Source organism: Streptomyces sp. VRA16 Mangrove soil, assembly GCF_017377775.1.
In the GTDB taxonomy this organism is placed as follows: Bacteria; Actinomycetota; Actinomycetes; order Streptomycetales; family Streptomycetaceae; genus Streptomyces.
The window spans coordinates 23,737-38,761 of record NZ_JAFVLN010000012.1 but is presented as its reverse complement, the minus strand read 5'-3'; the positions used below and the strand labels follow the sequence as shown (position 1 = coordinate 38,761).

Below are 15,025 nucleotides of genomic sequence, written 5' to 3'. Positions count from 1 at the left end.
CGAACGGGCACCGGCCTGCACCGCCTAGACCGCGGCCGGGGTCACCTCGTCCACGGCCTCGTCCTCCTCCTTGCGGCGCCGGTCGCGCAGCTCACGCCGGAGCAGGACCACCCAGCCCACCGGCACCGCGGCGGAGAACAGCCACCACTGGTACGCGTACGCGAAGTTCAGCGCGGCGTCCTCCTTGCCGGGGTCGCCGAGCAGCTCCGGGGTGTCGTTCTTGGTGTCGGGCGCGGTCTGCTGGACGTACCCGCCGAGCACCTGCGCGCCGCCGCCGAGGCGCTTGGCCTCCTGCTTGCTGTTGATCAGCATGACCTGGCGGTCGGGCAGCCCCTGCACGTTCTTGATGCCGCTGGCCTCGGTCGTCTCGTCCGGCATCAGCCGGCCCTTGATCGTGACTTCGCCGCGCGGCGGGGCGGGGACCTTCGGGAACGCGGTCTGGCTGCCGCTGTCGGCCACCCAGCCCCGGTTGACCAGCAGGATCGAGCCGTCCTTGAGGACGAACGGGGTCAGCACGTGATAGCCGACCTCGTCGTTGGAGTTGGTGCGGCGGCGCACCACGACCTCGTCGTCGGTGTCGAAGCGGCCCGTCGCCGACACCGTGCGGTAGCGCTCCTTGCTGGTGACGATGTGCCCGACGGACGCCAGGTCCTCGACGGGCACCGGCTTCGCCTTCAGTGCGTCGGTGACCAGCTGGTTGCGGGCGGCCCGCTCGTCATGGCGGTGCATCTGCCAGATGCCCAGCCGGATCATCGTGGGGATGAGGACGAGGGCGACCAGGGTGAGGATCACCCACTGCCGGGTCAACAGGAAGCGGTACACCCCATGACCGTACTCCGTGGGCATGGGGTGTTTTCAGGGGGGTGCGCCCGATAGCGGCGCCGTGCTGCGGTATGGGGTCAGACCTTGTCGACGATCCCCACCCTCCCCTCCGCACGGGAGCAGTGCGCCCCGCAGTACCAGTGGCCCTCGACCTCGACGCCCTGGCCGATGATGCGCGAGCGGCAGTGCTCGCAGATGGGCGCCATGCGGTGGATGGCGCAGGAGAAACAGTCGAAGACGTGCACCGCGCCCTGCGCGTGCACCTCGAACGACATGCCGTAGTCGTTTCCGCAGACCTCACAACGTGCCATGCGCCACAGGGTGAGCGCGCGGGCTCCCGCTGGCGAGCGGGCGCGGGGCGAGTCGCCCCGCAATCACCCGTCTGTCGCTCCTCGATGCACCTCTAGTGGTCGGCCGGGGCCACGTCCTGGAGCAGTTGTCCGAACGCCGCCTCGTCCACGACCGGCGTCCCGAACTGCTTCGCCTTCACGGCCTTCGACGTGTACGAGTCCGGGTCATTGGTGACCAGCAGGCTGGTGAGCCGCGACAGGCTCGTCGCCACGTGCAGGCCCGCCTCGACCGCCCGGTCCTCCAGGAGCTCGCGCTCGACCGAGGTGTCCCCGGAGAACGCGACCCGCATCCCCTGCTTGAGCGGCTTGCCCGGCTCGTAGCGCCCCGGGTTCGGGTACGGGCACGCCGGGCGCTTGCGCGAGGGACGCCAGGTGCCCCCGCCCCCGCCGCCCCGGTACGAGGACTGCGGCTGGCGCGGCACCGAGGAGGAGTCGGTCCACTCGGTGAGCGGACGGCACTCCAGGAGCGGAAGCCGCAGATTCCGGCCGGCCGCCGCGAGCAGGCTCGGGCGGAACGCCTCCGCGAGCACGCGCGCGTCGTCCAGCGCGTTGTGCGCGTGCTCCTGTACGACGCCGAAGTGCGCGGCCAGCGACTCCAGCTTGTGGTTGGGCAGCGGCAGGCCGAGCTCCTTGGAGAGCGCGATGGTGCACAGCCGCTGCCGGACCGGGGCGGTGCGCTGCGCCCGCGCGTACTCACGGGAGATCATCGACCAGTCGAAGACCGCGTTGTGCGCGACCAGGACGCGGCCGTCCAGGCGCACGGCGAACTCCTCGGCGATCTCCGGGAAGAGCGGCGCCCCTTCCAGGACGTCGCTCGTCAGACCGTGGATCCAGACCGGGCCCGGATCGCGCTCCGGGTTGACCAGCGTGTACCAGTGGTCCTCGACCTCGCCGCGGGTGTCCAGACGGTAGACGGCAGCCGAGATTATCCGGTCGTCCCTGGAGAGGCCGGTGGTCTCCACGTCGACGACCGCGTATCCCTTCGGATACGCGGCCGGCCAGAGGGCTGCGGACGCTGCGGTCGGTCGGTCTTCGAGCATGGTCCCTGAGGATACGGGCCGTGACTGACACTCCGGTCGCCGCCGTCCCCTTCCGGGTCAAGTGGCAGGCCCGAGGAGAGACTTCGTCAGGGCCCGTACGGAGGTCGTGAACAGCCGGTCCGGATCCACCGGAGAGGCCAGGGCCCGGGCCAGCTCCCGGTCGTCCTCGGCGGCGGCCGCCTGCTCCCCGGCCCACAGCTCCTCCTCGCCGGGCCGCTGCACCGGCGAGCGCTCCCGGTTGCGCTCCACGAGGACGTGCCCGACGACCTGGAAGAGGACGGCCCGCACGGCCTCGGCGGCGGGCACCCCGCGCAGCCCCGCCGCGTGCACCTCGTGCACGAGGGCCTGCTGCACCGGCAGGAACATGTGCTCGGTCAGGCCGCGCTCGTGCACCATCGCCACCAGATGGGGATGCGCGCGCAGCTGTCGGCGCAGAGCGCGGGCGACCGAGACGACGCGCTCCTGCGGGCTGCTCCCGCGCGGCCTGATCGTGCCGAGATCGGCGATGGTGCGCCGGACGAGGGCGTCGAGCAGCGACTCGCGATTGCCGACGTGCCAGTAGATCGAGGTCACGGCCGTGCCGAGCTCGGCGGCCAGCTTGCGCATCGTCAGCGCCTCGGGTCCGTGCAGCTTGACCAGGTCCCCGGCGACGGACAGCACCTCGTCGCGGGTGAGCGGTGTACGCGTCATCGCTTCGCCCCTCAACTCCCGTAGGTGCACGTCTCTTTACCCTTCATCGCCGCCGGTGTAACTGTGTTACAGGCGCCGAGCGAACGACCCCCGACACGTCACGACACATCACGGACGAAGGGCGGTACGACATGGCACGCGTACGGTACGGAGCGCGCACCGAGGCGGAGATCGCCGCCGCGCGCACCGCGAGCAGCAAGCTTCCCGACATCTGGTCCACCGGCGTGGTCGCCGTGTGGGAGTCCGACCCGGACGCGGTGGCCGCGGTGCTCCCGCCGCCGCTCAAGCCCACCGCGCGGCCCCTGGTGCGGGCCAACATCAGCAAGGTCGACCTGCCGGGCTACCCGCTGGGCGCGGGCTCGGTCGCCGTCGCCGCCGAGCACGGGGGAGTGGAGGGCTGGTATCCGCTCGTCATGCCGATGACCCACGAGCGGGCCCTGATCGGCGGCCGTGAGGTCTTCGGCGAGCCGAAGAAGCTCGGCGAGGTCACCGTGGAGCGCGACGGGCTCGTCGTCCGGGCCGCGCTCGCCCGGCACGGCATCGCGTTCGTCGAGGTGCGCGGCGCGGTCAGCGGGAGCCTGCCGCTGCCGGAGCCGACGCAGAAGACGGACTTCTACTTCAAGTTCCTGCCCGCGGTGGACGGTTCGGGCTTCGACGCGGACCCGGTGCTCGTGCACTGCCTGCGCAACGAGAAGGTCAGGAAGCTGGAGCGGATCACCGGCGACGTCGTCCTGCGCGAGTCGATGTACGACCCGGTCGCGGACCTGCCCGTGCGTACGCTCGTCGAGATCACCATCGGCGAGAAGACGACCGACCAGAAGGGCAGGGTCGTCGAGCGGGTCAGCGCCCAGGCCCTGCTCCCGTACATCCACCAGCGCTACGACGACCCCCAGCAGATCCTCGACGGCCCGCCCGAGGGGAGCGTGTGACATGGAGTTGCGCGAAGGACAGGTCGCCGTCGTCACGGGCGCGGCGAGCGGCATCGGGCTCGCGATGGCACGCCGGTTCGCGGCGGACGGCCTGAAGGTCGTCCTCGCCGACGTCGAGAAGAGCGCCCTGGAGGCGGCAGCGGCCGACCTGCGCGACGCCGGGGCCACCGTGCACGCGCGCGTGGTCGACGTCGGCGAGCGCGAGCAGGTCATGGACCTCGCCGCGGACACGTACGCGAGGTTCGGCGGCTGCCATGTGCTGTGCAACAACGCGGGCGTCGGCTCGGGCGCCGAGGGCCGCATGTGGGAGCACGAGCCCAACGACTGGAAGTGGGCGTTCGACGTCAACGTGTGGGGCGTCTTCCACGGCGTCCAGGCGTTCGTGCCGCGCATGATCGCGGGCGGTGAGCCGGGCCACGTCGTCAACACCTCGTCCGGGGACGGCGGCATCGCGCCGCTGCCGACGGCCTCCGTGTACGCGGTCACCAAGGCGGCCGTCGTCACGCTGACCGAGTCGCTGTACGCGCATCTGAAGGCGGAGCACGCGCGCGTGGGCGCCTCCGTGCTCTTCCCCGGCCCCCACATGCTGCGGACCGGGCTGTGGGAGTCGCACCGCAACCGGCCCGACCGGTTCGCCAAGGAGCGCCCCCGCAAGACGCCCTACCGCAGCCTGGACCAGTGGGAGGCGGCGATGAAGGCGGCCGGCAAGGAGGTCGCGTTCACGCCCGTGGAGGAGGTCGCCGACCTCGTCGCGGAGGGCATCGCGGCCGACCGGTTCTGGCTGCTGCCGGCCAGTGAGCACAGCGACCGGCAGATCAGGGCGCGTTCGCAGTCGATGCTGGACCGGGCGAACCCGGCGTATCTGGAGAGCTTCATTCTCGACTGAGGGGTGACTTTCGATGACGGCTCAGCGGAACGACCCGTACCTGATCATCTCCTCCGACTGCCACGCCGGACTGCCCACCGAGGAGTACCGGCCCTACCTGGACCGCCGTTTCCACCGCGCCTTCGACGAGTTCCTCGGCGAGCGGGACAAGCGGCGCGAGGAGGCGACGCGGCTCGGCATCCGCAACGACGCGTTCGCCGCGAAGTGGTTCCAGGACAACGAGGAGGGCCTGCGTGGCGGCTGGGACGCCGCGCAGCGCCTCAAGGAGCTCGACGGCGACGGGGTGGCCGCCGAGGTCGTCTTCCCCGACGCGGACGCCGTGGACAGCCAGACGGCGGCGCCGTTCGGCGTCGGGCTCGGCCTCTCCGGCGACCAGGACCCCGAACTCGGCATGGCGGGCGCGCAGGCGCACAACCGCTGGCTCGCCGAGTTCGTCGGCCAGAATCCCGAACGGCACTGCGGCGTCGCCCTGTTGCCGATCACGGCCGATCCGCAGAAGGTCGTCGCCGAGGTGCACCGCGCCAAGGAGTCGGGGCTCGGCGCCCTGATGATCCCGTCGATGTGGGTCGACAAGGACCCGTACCACGCGGCGCGTTACGACCCGGTGTGGGCGGCCGCCGCCGAGTGCGAGATGCCCGTCGTCACCCACTCCGGAGCGGCTCCGCGCCACGAGTACGGCGACCATCTCGGCATCTACGTCAGCGAAGTGACCTGGTGGCCCGCGCGCCCGCTGTGGTTCCTGCTCTGGTCCGGCGTCTTCGAACGGCACCCGGGCCTGAAGTTCGGCGTCGCCGAGTCGGGCTGCTGGTGGCTGCCGAACCTGCTCTGGTTCATGGACCGCCTCTACCTGGGCGCCCACGGCGGCAAGAAGCTGTCCCCGTTCGCCGAGCTGAAGCGCGCCCCGCACGAGTACCTGGACCGGCAGGTCTTCGTCTGCGCCACCAACACCAAGCGCCGCGAACTCGCCCAGCGCTACGAGATCGGCGTCGACAACATCCTGTGGGGCAGCGACTTCCCGCATCCTGAAGGCACGTGGCCGGACACGCGCGCGTGGCTGAAGAAGACCTTCCACGACATCCCGGTCGCCGAGACCCGGCGGATGCTGGGGCTGGCCGCGGCCGAGGTCTTCGGCTTCGATACACAGAAGCTGGCCCCGCTCGCGCGGCGCATCGGCCCGACCCCCGCCGATCTCGGCCAGGACGCCGACCAGAGCGCCGTCGAGGCGTCCTGGGCGCGCTCGCGCGAGGTGGGCCGGCACTGGCTGACCGACCACGACTTCCCGACGCTTGGGGTGACCCCATGAGCGCTTCTCAGGACAGGTACACCGTCATCTCGGCGGACTGCCACGCGGGCGCCGATCTCCTCGACTACAAGCCGTACTTGGAGACGCGGCACCACGACGCGTTCGACGCGTGGGCCGCGACCTACGTGAACCCGTACGAGGACCTCCTCGCCGACACCGCCGACCGCAACTGGAACTCCGACCGCCGCGTCGAGGAGCTGGAGCGGGACGGCATCGTCGCCGAGGTCGTCTTCCCCAACACCATCCCGCCGTTCTTCCCGTCCGCCTCGCTGATGGCGCCCGCGCCCACGCGCGAGGAGTTCGAGCAGCGCTGGGCGGGTCTGCGCGCCCACAACCGCTGGCTCGCGGACTTCTGCGCCGCCGCCCCCGGCCGCAGGGCGGGCGTCTTCCAGATCCTCCTCAACGACGTCGAGGAGGCCGTCAAGGAGATCCGCCGGGCCGCCGACGCGGGCCTCAAGGGCGGCCTGTTGCTGCCCGGCACGCCACCGGGCTCCGGTCTTCCCGAGCTGTACTCGTCCACGTACGACCCGATCTGGCGGGCCTGCGCCGAACTGGGCGTCCCGGTCAACCACCATGCGGGCTCGGCCTCCCCGCCGCTCGGCGAGGAACCCGCCGCCCGCGCGGTCTTCATGGTCGAGACGACGTGGTTCTCGCACCGCGCGCTGTGGCACCTCGTCTTCGGCGGCGCCTTCCGCAAGCACCCGGACCTGAAGCTCGTCCTCACCGAGCAGGGATCGGGCTGGATCCCCGGCGTCCTGGACATGCTGGACTACTACCACGGACGTCTCGTGCGGGCCGCCACGAAGGCGACGGCCACGACGGCGAAGACTGCCGAGTCCAAGTTCGGCGCGGGCCTGGCCGAGTCGATGGGCAAGGGCCCCTCCACCGTGTGGCGCGAGAACTGCTATGTGGGCGCGAGCTTCATGCGCCCCCACGAAGTGCCCCTGCGGGACCGCATCGGCCTCGACAAGATCATGTGGGGCAGCGACTACCCGCACGACGAGGGCACGTACCCGTACACGCGCGAGGGTCTGCGCATCGCGTACGCGGGCCTGCCGCGCGACGAGGTCGCGGCGATGGTCGGCGGCAACGCGGCCCGCGTCTACGGCTTCGACCTCGCCCTTCTGGACCCGATCGCGGCCCGCGTCGGCCCCACGGTCGCCGAGATCGACGAGCCGCTCAAGGAGCCCCCGGCGGACGCGACGAGTCCCGTCTTCGCGCCCGGAGCGTCGGTACGGGTGTGGTGAGCGCGCGGGGTGTCATGCTCGCCCCGTGACTGAACCAGGTACGCGACCGGAACACGACGAAGCACACGGCGGCGCGCTCGGCTCCCGCCTCAACTGGCTGCGCGCCGCCGTCCTCGGCGCCAACGACGGCGTGGTCTCCACCGCGGGCCTCGTCGTCGGTGTCGCCGGGGCCACCGACGACCGCTCCGCCCTGCTCACCGCCGGACTCGCGGGACTGCTCGCCGGGTCGATGTCCATGGCCGCGGGCGAGTACGTCTCCGTGTCCACCCAGCGCGACTCGGAGAAGGCCGCGCTCGCCCAGGAGAAGCGCGAGCTCAAGGAGCAGCCGGAGGCCGAACTCCAGGAACTCACCGACCTGCTGATGGACCGCGGCCTCAGCCACGACGTCGCCCGCGAGGCCGCCGAACAGCTCACCGAACGCGACGCGCTGCGCGCCCACGCGCGCGTGGAGCTCGGTATCGACCCCGACGAACTCACCAACCCCTGGCACGCCGCCTGGGCCAGTTTCCTCGCGTTCACGGCGGGCGCCCTGCTCCCGCTGCTCGCCATCGTCCTGCCGCCCCCCGGCTGGCGGCTGCCCGTCACGGTCGGCTCCGTCCTGGTCGCCCTCGCCTTCACCGGCTACAGCAGCGCCCGCATGGGCAGCGCCGAGCCGCGGCCCGCGGTGTGGCGGAACATGGCCGGGGGAGCGCTGGCGATGGCGGTCACGTACGGGGCCGGCTCGCTGCTGGGCGCCGCGGGCGTGTGAGCGGCGGTCGGATCAGAGGCGTCGCACCGCGCGCCTCCATCACGGTCAGCCGACCGGTCGGCGGCGAACAGACGGTCGGCGGTGAACGCGCCCGCCCGCGCGAACGCGTCCCGCACGCCCTCGGCCGCTGCCGGCCGCCCGGGGCGCCTCCGGACGGGCCATCCGGAGCGCCGCCTTCCGTCCGGGGCCGTCGTTCCCCACTTGGTGGAGACCGCCGGCAACGCCCCACGTACCGGCGGTAATACTTGTCGGTAACAACCCCTAGTCGCAGCCCGGCCCCCGCCCTTACGGTGCACGCATGTCGACGCCCAACCTGCCCGATGTCGTGCTCTGGTCGATTCCCGCGTTCGTGCTGCTCACGGTCGTGGAGATCGTGAGCGTACGGATCCATCCCGACGCCGAAGGGGCCGCCGCCGGATACGACACCAAGGACGCCGCCACCAGCGTCACCATGGGCCTGGGGAGCCTCGTCTTCGACTTCCTGTGGAAGATACCGATCGTCGCGATCTACACGGCGGTCTACGAACTGACGCCGCTGCGCGTTCCCGTGCTGTGGTGGACCGTGCCGCTGATGCTGCTCGCGCAGGACTTCTTCTACTACTGGTCGCACCGCGGGCACCACGTCATCCGGATCCTGTGGGCGTGCCACGTGGTGCACCACTCCAGCCGCAAGTTCAACCTCACGACCGCGCTGCGCCAGCCCTGGACCAGCCTCACCGTGTGGCCGTTCTACCTGCCGCTGATCGCGTGCGGGGTGCACCCGGCGGCACTCGCGTTCTGCTCGTCGGTCAACCTCGTCTACCAGTTCTGGATCCACACCGAGCGCATCGACAAGCTGCCGCGCCCCTTCGAGTTCGTCCTCAACACGCCCTCGCACCACCGCGTCCACCACGCCTCCCAAGGCGGCTACCTGGACCGGAACTTCGGCGGGATCCTCATCGTCTGGGACCGGTTGTTCGGGTCGTGGGTGGCGGAGGTGGAGCGCCCCGTGTTCGGGCTCACCAAGAACATCAGCACGCACAACCCGCTGCGCGTGGCCACGCACGAGTACGCGGCCATCGCCAGGGACCTGAAGGCGGCGGGCAGTTGGCGCGAGCGGGCCGGGAGGGTCTTCCGGGGACCCGGCTGGCAGCCCCGGCCCACCGCCGCCCCGAACGTCCCGCAGAAGGTCACCGAGGGCGCCGCGTGAGCCTTCCCCGGGTGCTGCGCACCGCCTTCTTCGCGGTGTGCGCCGCCGACCTCGTCGCGCTGCTCGCCGGGGCGGACCTCGCGCACACCGTCCTCAAACCGCTGCTGATACCCGTCCTCCTGGCGTACGTCGTCATGCGCGGCGGGCCCCGGCTGCTGTGGGGCGCCCTGCTGTGCGGCTGGGCCGGCGACGTCCTGCTGCTGTTCGACCAGGACGCCGCCTTCCTCGCGGGGATGGGCTGCTTCGCCGCCGGACACGTCTGCTACCTGGTGCTGTTCCGCCGGTACGGGCAGCCACGCGCGCGTGGCTCGCTGCTCGGGATCGTGTACTTCGTCGTGCTGACGAACACGGTCGCCGCGCTCTGGACCGATCTGCCGGCCGGCATGCGCGTACCCGTCGCCGCCTACAGCGTGCTGCTGACCGCCATGGCGTTCGGCGCGTCCCGGCTCGGCCGCACGGCGGGCGTCGGCGGCGCGCTGTTCCTGCTGTCGGACTCGCTCATCGCCCTGGGGGTCGCCGACTGGCCGGCGCTGCCGCAGGCCGATTTCTGGATCATGCTCACGTACGTGGCGGCCCAGTTCCTGCTGGCCCAGGGGGTGCTCGAGGAGCGGCCCGCGCCGGGGGCGGCGTACCGTGAGGAGAGCGCCGCGACCCGGCGCACCCCTCACTGACCTGCACAAAGGAACACCCCCCATGCGCGCCACCACCATTCACGCCCCGTACGACATGCGTGTGGAGGACGTCCCCGAGCCCGTCGTCGTGCTCCCCACGGACGCCGTCGTCCGCGTCCTGCGCGCCTGCATCTGCGGCAGCGACCTGTGGGCCTACCGGGGCGAGGCGGCCCGGCAGCCGGGGCAGCGCATCGGGCACGAGTTCCTCGGCATCGTCGAGGAGACCGGCTCCGAGGTGTCCGCCGTCAAGCGCGGCGACCTGGTCGTGGCGCCCTTCATGTGGTCCGACGGCGTCTGCGACTACTGCCGCGAGGGCCTGACCACCTCCTGCGAGCACGGCGGCTTCTGGGGCGCGGTCGGCTACGACGGCGGACAGGGCGAGGCCGTGCGCGTCCCGTTCGCCGACGGCACGCTCGTGCAGCTGCCGTCCGACGCCGCCTCCGACGACCACCTGCTCTCCGCCCTCCTGACGCTCTCCGACGTCATGGGCACCGGCCACCACGCGGCCCTCGGCGCAGGCGTGCGCAAGGGCGCCACGGTCGCCGTCGTGGGCGACGGAGCGGTCGGCCTGTGCGGCGTCCTCGCGGCCAAGCGGCTCGGCGCCGAGCGGATCATCGCGCTCGGCCGCCACGAGGTGCGTACCGACATCGCGCGCACCTTCGGCGCCACCGACGTCGTCGCGGAGCGCGGCGACGCCGCCGTCGAGGCGATCCGCGAGCTCACCAAGGGCCAGGGCGCGCACTGCGTGATCGAGGCCGTCGGCACCGAGCAGTCCATGAAGACCGCGGTGAACATCACCCGCGACGGCGGCGCCATCGGCTTCGTCGGCGTTCCGCACGGCAGCGGCACCGGACTCGACCTGGGCGTCATGTTCGACCGCAACATCGCGCTGCGCGGCGGCGTCGCCCCCGTCCGCAGCTACATCCCCGACCTGCTGCCCGACGTCCTGGACGGCACGATCGACCCGTCGCCGGTCTTCGACATGACCGTCGACATCGAGGGCGTCCCGGGCGGCTACAAGGCGATGGACGAGCGCACCGCGCTGAAGGTGCTCGTCACCAACTGAGCGCCCCGCAGGGGTCAGGTCACCTCAGGTCCAGCGGATCGGCAGCGGCAGCGCCGTGAGCACCGCCGACACCGTGACCACGACGGCAAGCACCGCGACCTCCGCGCGCGCGGGAACGTACGCCCGTGTACGGTCCCGCGCGCCGCGCAGCCGCAGCCGCGCCACCAGGGCGAGCACCGCGACGACCACGACGAGCAGCACCTTCGCGAGGAGCGTGCGCCCGTACGCCGTCGAGGTGAGCTGGTCGAGAACGGTGCTCGCCGGCATCCGGCGCAGCGTGCTGCACACCCCGGTCGCGGTGATCGCGGCGAGCAGGACCGCGGCCACGCGCGCGTAGAGGCCCAGAAGCGCCGTGCCCGCCCCGGGGGCGCGCGTCCGCCACGCGTGCGTGGTGCGCAGGACGTACAGCAGTCCGCCCACCCACAGGGCGGCGCTCGTCAGATGCACCAGGGTGAGGCCCGAGCCGACGAGCGGGGTGTCCTCGGCCGGCGGGTGCGCGCGCAGCGCCTCCGCCACGACCACGGCGGCGAGCGGCAGCAGCGCGCTGCCCGGGCGGCGCGAACGGGCGCACAGGGCCGCCACCAGGAACGCGTTCACCTCGACGAGCGCCAGGGTGCCGTCGCGCGTCCCGTACAGGCCGCCGATGTCCAGAGCCGCGAGGCTGTGCGGGATCAGGTTCCCGGACGCCACCACGGAGGCGAGCCCGAGCGCCGCCGCGAAACCGGCCCAGGGCGCGTACCGCGACCAGGGACGCGGCAGCTCGCCCAGCGGCTCCACCCGGCGCGCCAGGAACCCGGCGAACACCTCGCCCGCCTGCACGCACAACGCCCCGAACAGCACGGTCCGCAGCAGCGCGATCCCGCCCACGCCCGGCGCCGCGGCCTCACCCGTGCCGTCCAGCGCGGCATCAGGACCGAACATCGGGATCAGGGCCGCCGCGGCGACGAGCACGACGACGGCGACGGCGCGCCCGGCACCGCCCGATCTGCGGACGGGCACGTCCGCGGGCGCGGACAGCTCAGTGGTCGGTGGTATGGAGCTCACCGTTGGATCTTCGCCAGTGCGGGCAGACCGGGGCAAGTGCACAGGGACAAGTGGAGCAAAGCGATCCGGACGTTCCGCCCGGCTTCAGGAGTTCTTGACCCACACCGGGGCGTCCGTCCCCCACATCCCCGGCGGGCGCGCCCAGTCGGCGGGCCCGCCGTCGAACGACACCGGGGACGGCGCGTACCGCAGCCGCCCCATCGCGCTGTCGGTCTCCAGGAGCCGGGGCGCGGGCACCTGCTCCCCGGACGGGACACCCCGCTCCCCGCCGAGCAGCCAGTGCGCCGTCTGCGCCAGCGCGAACCGCAGCACCCGCGAGCCGCCGTCCCGCGTCTGCTCGGTCAGCGAGCGCAGCGCACCCGCCGCGATCAGATAGCCCGTCCCGTGGTCCAGCGCCTGCGCGGGCAGCGCGCCCGGCCGGTCCGGGGCGCCCTCGACGGCGGCGATGCCCGTGGCCACCTGGACGAGGCTGTCGAAGCCGCGCCGCTCGCCCCACGGCCCGTACGCGCCCCAGGCCGACAGCGACGCGACCACGAGCCCGGGGTGCCGCTCCACGAGCGCCTCCGGAGCGAGCCCGAACCGGTCCAGCGCGCCGGGCCGGTACCCGGTGACCACCACGTCGGCGCCGTCGAGGAGTTCCTCGAAGGTGCGCCGGTCCGCGCCGTCGCCCAGGTCCAGGCGCGTCGAGCGCTTGCCGAACCCGGTGTCGGCGTGCGCGTCCGGGTCCTCCGCGAGCTGCGGCGCGTCCACCCGCAGCACGTCCGCGCCGAGCAGCGCGAGCGTGCGGGTGGCGACCGGGCCCGCGATGACCCGGGTCAGATCCAGGACCCTCGGCGGGCCGTGCGGGGCGCGCGGCGGCGCCGCGTCGAGCCGCTCCCGCGTCAGCAGCGGTCGCCGGGCGATCTCGGCCCCCTGGGGATGCGCGGCCCACTGCTCGGGCGTGCGCAGCGCGACGGCCAGGCCCCCGGCCGCGTACACGGCCGACTCCACCTCCTCGGCCGACCGCTCCGCGAGCAGCGCCGCCACGTCCTCCACCGTCGCGTCCTCGCCCACGCCGAGGGCGGCGCGCAGCCGGGCCCGGTGGTGCGGATAGTTCGCGTGGGTCCGCAGCCAGCCGTCCTTCGTGCGCCAGAAGCGCGACAGGGGTGCGAAGTTGACGGGTGCGCGCCCGTCGATGAGCAGATGCCGCTCGCTGACGAAGGCGGTGCCCACGGTCGCGTCGTCGATCCGTACGCCGCCCACTTCGCGCCCCGCGCGCGTGGCGGCCAGTTCCGCCGCCGCGAGGGAGCAGGCGCCGACGCAGGCGGCGGCCAGTTCGCGGACGGGCAGGCGGGCGGGCAGCGCGCCCGCGTGCGGGGTGGACGAGAGATGGGACAGCAGGGCGGGATCGCCGCCCAGCGCCTCCCAGGGTGCCGCGACGCCGGGTGTCTGTGTCATGCGGGCACTATGCCGGAGCGGTACGGGGAGGCGCTGGGCGGCCCCTCCCCGTACGCGCGTTGCCCTACTTGGTCACGGCGGCCAGCGCGTCCGCCGTCCCGGCACCGTAGAAACTGTTGCTGTTCCTGCTGCCCGTGCACACCGCGTCGACCTTGCCGTCGCCGTCGATGTCGTACGGGTCGGTGCACGGCGTCGCGTCGGCCTCCGCGTACAGCAGCGCCTTCACCTGCCCCGCCGTGGCGTGCGGATGCGTCGACCTGATCAGTGCGGCGACGCCCGCGACGTGCGGCGACGCCATCGACGTACCGGCCTTGTAGCCGTACCTGCCGCCCGGCAGCGTCGACAGGATCAGGCCGCTGGTCGCCGGGGGAGCGGGCGTCTGGTACGCGGTGCTGTCGCCGCCCGGCGCCGCGATGTCGATGACGCCCTTGCCCCAGTTCGAGTACGAGGACTTGATGCCCTTGGCGCCGGTCGCCGAGACCGTGACGACGCCGGGGAGCTGCGACGGGATGTCGAAGCAGTCCTTCGTCTTGATGGTGCGCGTCACCGGGGTCGTGTCGTCGGGCGAGGAGTCGTCGACGATCTCGTCCTGGGCGAGGTCCGTCTTCGCGTTCCCGGCCGCCGCGACGTTCACGACACCCTTGTGCTCGGCGTACTGCGTGGCCCGCGTGACGGCCGTGACGAGCGCCTTCTGGTCGGCGTCCGTCTTGCAGTTGAACAGCCACGGGTCCGTGTAGTAGCTGGAGTTGGTGACGTCCACGCCATGGTCGGCGGCGAACATGAAGCCGCACACCACGGCCTCCGTGTAGTACATGCCGGTGGCCGGTTCGGCCACCTTCAGGCTCGCCACCTTCACGCCCGGCGCGACCCCCGTGACGCCGACGCCGTTCTTCGCGGCGGCGATCGTGCCCGCCACGTGCATGCCGTGGTCGGACTCACCGGCCACCGGACGCCACGCGTCGTCCTTCTGCACCGGCACGCCGCCCAGGCAGTTGGCCGACGCGTTCTTGTCGAAGTTCGGCGCGATGTCCGGGTGCGTGTCGTCCACGCCGGAGTCGAGCACGCCGACCGTCACCTTCGGGCTGCCCAGCGACTTCTCGTGGGCCTGGTCCGCCTTGATGGCGGGCAGGTCCCACTGCAGCGGCTCCAGCGGGTCCTGGCCCGGAGCCGCCTCCGCCGCGGCCTTCTCGGCCTCGTCCGCGGTGAGCGTGCGCTGGGTGGCGACGTCGTCGCTGGACTGCGCGGCCAGCGGCGCGGTGCGCGTGGCACCGGCCGACTCGACGCCGCGCACGGCCCGGATCGTCCGCGCGAAGTCCGGGTTCTTGGAGTGGACGACGATGACACCGATCTTGTCGTACGCGATGACGACCGTGCCGCCCGCTCGGCCGATGGCCCGGGCTGCCGACACCGAACTCGCCTTGCCGGGAAAGACGTTGACCACATAACTGAGGTCGGGCCCGTCGGCGCCGGGCGTGGCGGCCGTCGCCGTGGTCTGGGGCAGCAGCGCCAGGGCGGTCACCGCCGCGATGCCGAGCGGCACCGCTATGGAGCGGCGTGCGCCCCGGGGACGCTGATGAGGCGTCGTCATGAAGTCTCCTGTTCG

At 72.5% G+C, this 15,025-nt stretch carries 15 protein-coding genes; 8 read left to right on the top strand and 7 right to left on the bottom strand.

Annotation, left to right across the window (positions count from 1 at the left end; translation table 11 throughout):
- Nucleotides 1-24: 24 nt before the first annotated feature.
- The 4 genes from J3486_RS28600 to J3486_RS28585 form a co-directional block, all read right to left on the bottom strand.
- The gene (locus J3486_RS28600) at nucleotides 25-822 is read right to left on the bottom strand and encodes an SURF1 family protein (protein WP_307804988.1); all 798 of its coding nucleotides are present in this window, start codon (nucleotides 820-822) and stop codon (nucleotides 25-27) included.
- Nucleotides 823-899: 77 nt separating this feature from the next.
- Nucleotides 900-1,133, bottom strand: coding sequence for a hypothetical protein (locus tag J3486_RS28595; RefSeq protein ID WP_078506612.1), 234 nt, complete (start codon nucleotides 1,131-1,133; stop codon nucleotides 900-902).
- 92 nt (nucleotides 1,134-1,225) lie between these two features.
- Complete coding sequence (locus J3486_RS28590) at nucleotides 1,226-2,212, bottom strand: DEDDh family exonuclease (protein ID WP_207825364.1); 987 nt, start codon at nucleotides 2,210-2,212, stop codon at nucleotides 1,226-1,228.
- Between the two features lie 57 nt (nucleotides 2,213-2,269).
- On the bottom strand, nucleotides 2,270-2,902 hold the full coding sequence (locus J3486_RS28585) for a TetR/AcrR family transcriptional regulator (protein WP_207825362.1): 633 nt from the start codon (nucleotides 2,900-2,902) through the stop codon (nucleotides 2,270-2,272).
- 131 nt (nucleotides 2,903-3,033) lie between these two features.
- On the opposite strand from J3486_RS28585, the gene J3486_RS28580 reads away from it, so the two are divergent.
- The 8 genes from J3486_RS28580 to J3486_RS28545 all read left to right on the top strand — a co-directional run bounded on the left by J3486_RS28580 (nucleotide 3,034) and on the right by J3486_RS28545 (nucleotide 10,941).
- A complete protein-coding gene (locus J3486_RS28580; RefSeq protein ID WP_207825360.1) occupies nucleotides 3,034-3,831 on the top strand; it encodes an acetoacetate decarboxylase family protein in 798 nt (265 codons plus the stop codon).
- A gap of 1 nt (nucleotide 3,832) precedes the next feature.
- A complete protein-coding gene (locus J3486_RS28575) occupies nucleotides 3,833-4,717 on the top strand; it encodes an SDR family NAD(P)-dependent oxidoreductase (protein ID WP_207825358.1) in 885 nt (294 codons plus the stop codon).
- A 13-nt stretch (nucleotides 4,718-4,730) separates the two neighbouring features.
- Nucleotides 4,731-6,020 (top strand): amidohydrolase family protein, encoded by a 1,290-nt coding sequence (locus J3486_RS28570; RefSeq protein WP_207825350.1) that lies wholly within the window; start codon nucleotides 4,731-4,733, stop codon nucleotides 6,018-6,020.
- Complete coding sequence (locus J3486_RS28565) at nucleotides 6,017-7,267, top strand: amidohydrolase family protein (protein ID WP_207825348.1); 1,251 nt, start codon at nucleotides 6,017-6,019, stop codon at nucleotides 7,265-7,267. Before J3486_RS28570 ends, J3486_RS28565 begins: the two co-directional genes overlap by 4 nt.
- Nucleotides 7,268-7,292: 25 nt before the next feature.
- Entirely contained in the window at nucleotides 7,293-8,015 is a 723-nt protein-coding gene (locus J3486_RS28560) for a VIT family protein (RefSeq protein WP_207825346.1), read from the top strand.
- A 298-nt stretch (nucleotides 8,016-8,313) separates the two neighbouring features.
- Nucleotides 8,314-9,204 carry a sterol desaturase family protein gene (locus tag J3486_RS28555; RefSeq protein WP_207825344.1) on the top strand — a complete coding sequence of 297 codons (891 nt, stop codon included), beginning with the start codon at nucleotides 8,314-8,316 and terminating at the stop codon, nucleotides 9,202-9,204.
- Nucleotides 9,201-9,875, top strand: a complete 675-nt coding sequence (locus J3486_RS28550; protein WP_207825342.1) for a lysoplasmalogenase — start codon at nucleotides 9,201-9,203, stop codon at nucleotides 9,873-9,875. The genes J3486_RS28555 and J3486_RS28550 overlap by 4 nt, the downstream gene beginning before the upstream one ends.
- Nucleotides 9,876-9,897: 22 nt before the next feature.
- Complete coding sequence (locus J3486_RS28545) at nucleotides 9,898-10,941, top strand: zinc-dependent alcohol dehydrogenase family protein (protein ID WP_207825340.1); 1,044 nt, start codon at nucleotides 9,898-9,900, stop codon at nucleotides 10,939-10,941.
- 24 nt (nucleotides 10,942-10,965) lie between these two features.
- On the opposite strand, the gene J3486_RS28540 is transcribed toward J3486_RS28545, so the two are convergent.
- The 3 genes from J3486_RS28540 to J3486_RS28530 all read right to left on the bottom strand — a co-directional run bounded on the left by J3486_RS28540 (nucleotide 10,966) and on the right by J3486_RS28530 (nucleotide 15,010).
- Entirely contained in the window at nucleotides 10,966-11,985 is a 1,020-nt protein-coding gene (locus J3486_RS28540) for a CopD family protein (RefSeq protein WP_374194779.1), read from the bottom strand.
- An 84-nt stretch (nucleotides 11,986-12,069) separates the two neighbouring features.
- A complete protein-coding gene (locus tag J3486_RS28535; protein WP_207825339.1) occupies nucleotides 12,070-13,422 on the bottom strand; it encodes a CoA transferase in 1,353 nt (450 codons plus the stop codon).
- A gap of 64 nt (nucleotides 13,423-13,486) precedes the next feature.
- The gene (locus tag J3486_RS28530) at nucleotides 13,487-15,010 is read right to left on the bottom strand and encodes a S8 family serine peptidase (RefSeq protein ID WP_207825338.1); all 1,524 of its coding nucleotides are present in this window, start codon (nucleotides 15,008-15,010) and stop codon (nucleotides 13,487-13,489) included.
- Nucleotides 15,011-15,025: the final 15 nt, after the last annotated feature.

Bases quoted from the DNA above. Each gene is read 5' to 3' on its own strand.
- J3486_RS28595 (WP_078506612.1), bottom strand. From the start codon at position 1,133: ATGGCACGTTGTGAGGTCTGCGGAAACGACTACGGCATGTCGTTCGAG.
- J3486_RS28590 (WP_207825364.1), bottom strand. From the start codon at position 2,212: ATGCTCGAAGACCGACCGACCGCAGCGTCCGCAGCCCTCTGGCCGGCC.
- J3486_RS28585 (WP_207825362.1), bottom strand. From the start codon at position 2,902: ATGACGCGTACACCGCTCACCCGCGACGAGGTGCTGTCCGTCGCCGGG.
- J3486_RS28580 (WP_207825360.1), top strand. From the start codon at position 3,034: ATGGCACGCGTACGGTACGGAGCGCGCACCGAGGCGGAGATCGCCGCC.
- J3486_RS28575 (WP_207825358.1), top strand. From the start codon at position 3,833: ATGGAGTTGCGCGAAGGACAGGTCGCCGTCGTCACGGGCGCGGCGAGC.
- J3486_RS28570 (WP_207825350.1), top strand. From the start codon at position 4,731: ATGACGGCTCAGCGGAACGACCCGTACCTGATCATCTCCTCCGACTGC.
- J3486_RS28565 (WP_207825348.1), top strand. From the start codon at position 6,017: ATGAGCGCTTCTCAGGACAGGTACACCGTCATCTCGGCGGACTGCCAC.
- J3486_RS28555 (WP_207825344.1), top strand. From the start codon at position 8,314: ATGTCGACGCCCAACCTGCCCGATGTCGTGCTCTGGTCGATTCCCGCG.
- J3486_RS28545 (WP_207825340.1), top strand. From the start codon at position 9,898: ATGCGCGCCACCACCATTCACGCCCCGTACGACATGCGTGTGGAGGAC.
- J3486_RS28535 (WP_207825339.1), bottom strand. From the start codon at position 13,422: ATGACACAGACACCCGGCGTCGCGGCACCCTGGGAGGCGCTGGGCGGC.
- J3486_RS28530 (WP_207825338.1), bottom strand. From the start codon at position 15,010: ATGACGACGCCTCATCAGCGTCCCCGGGGCGCACGCCGCTCCATAGCG.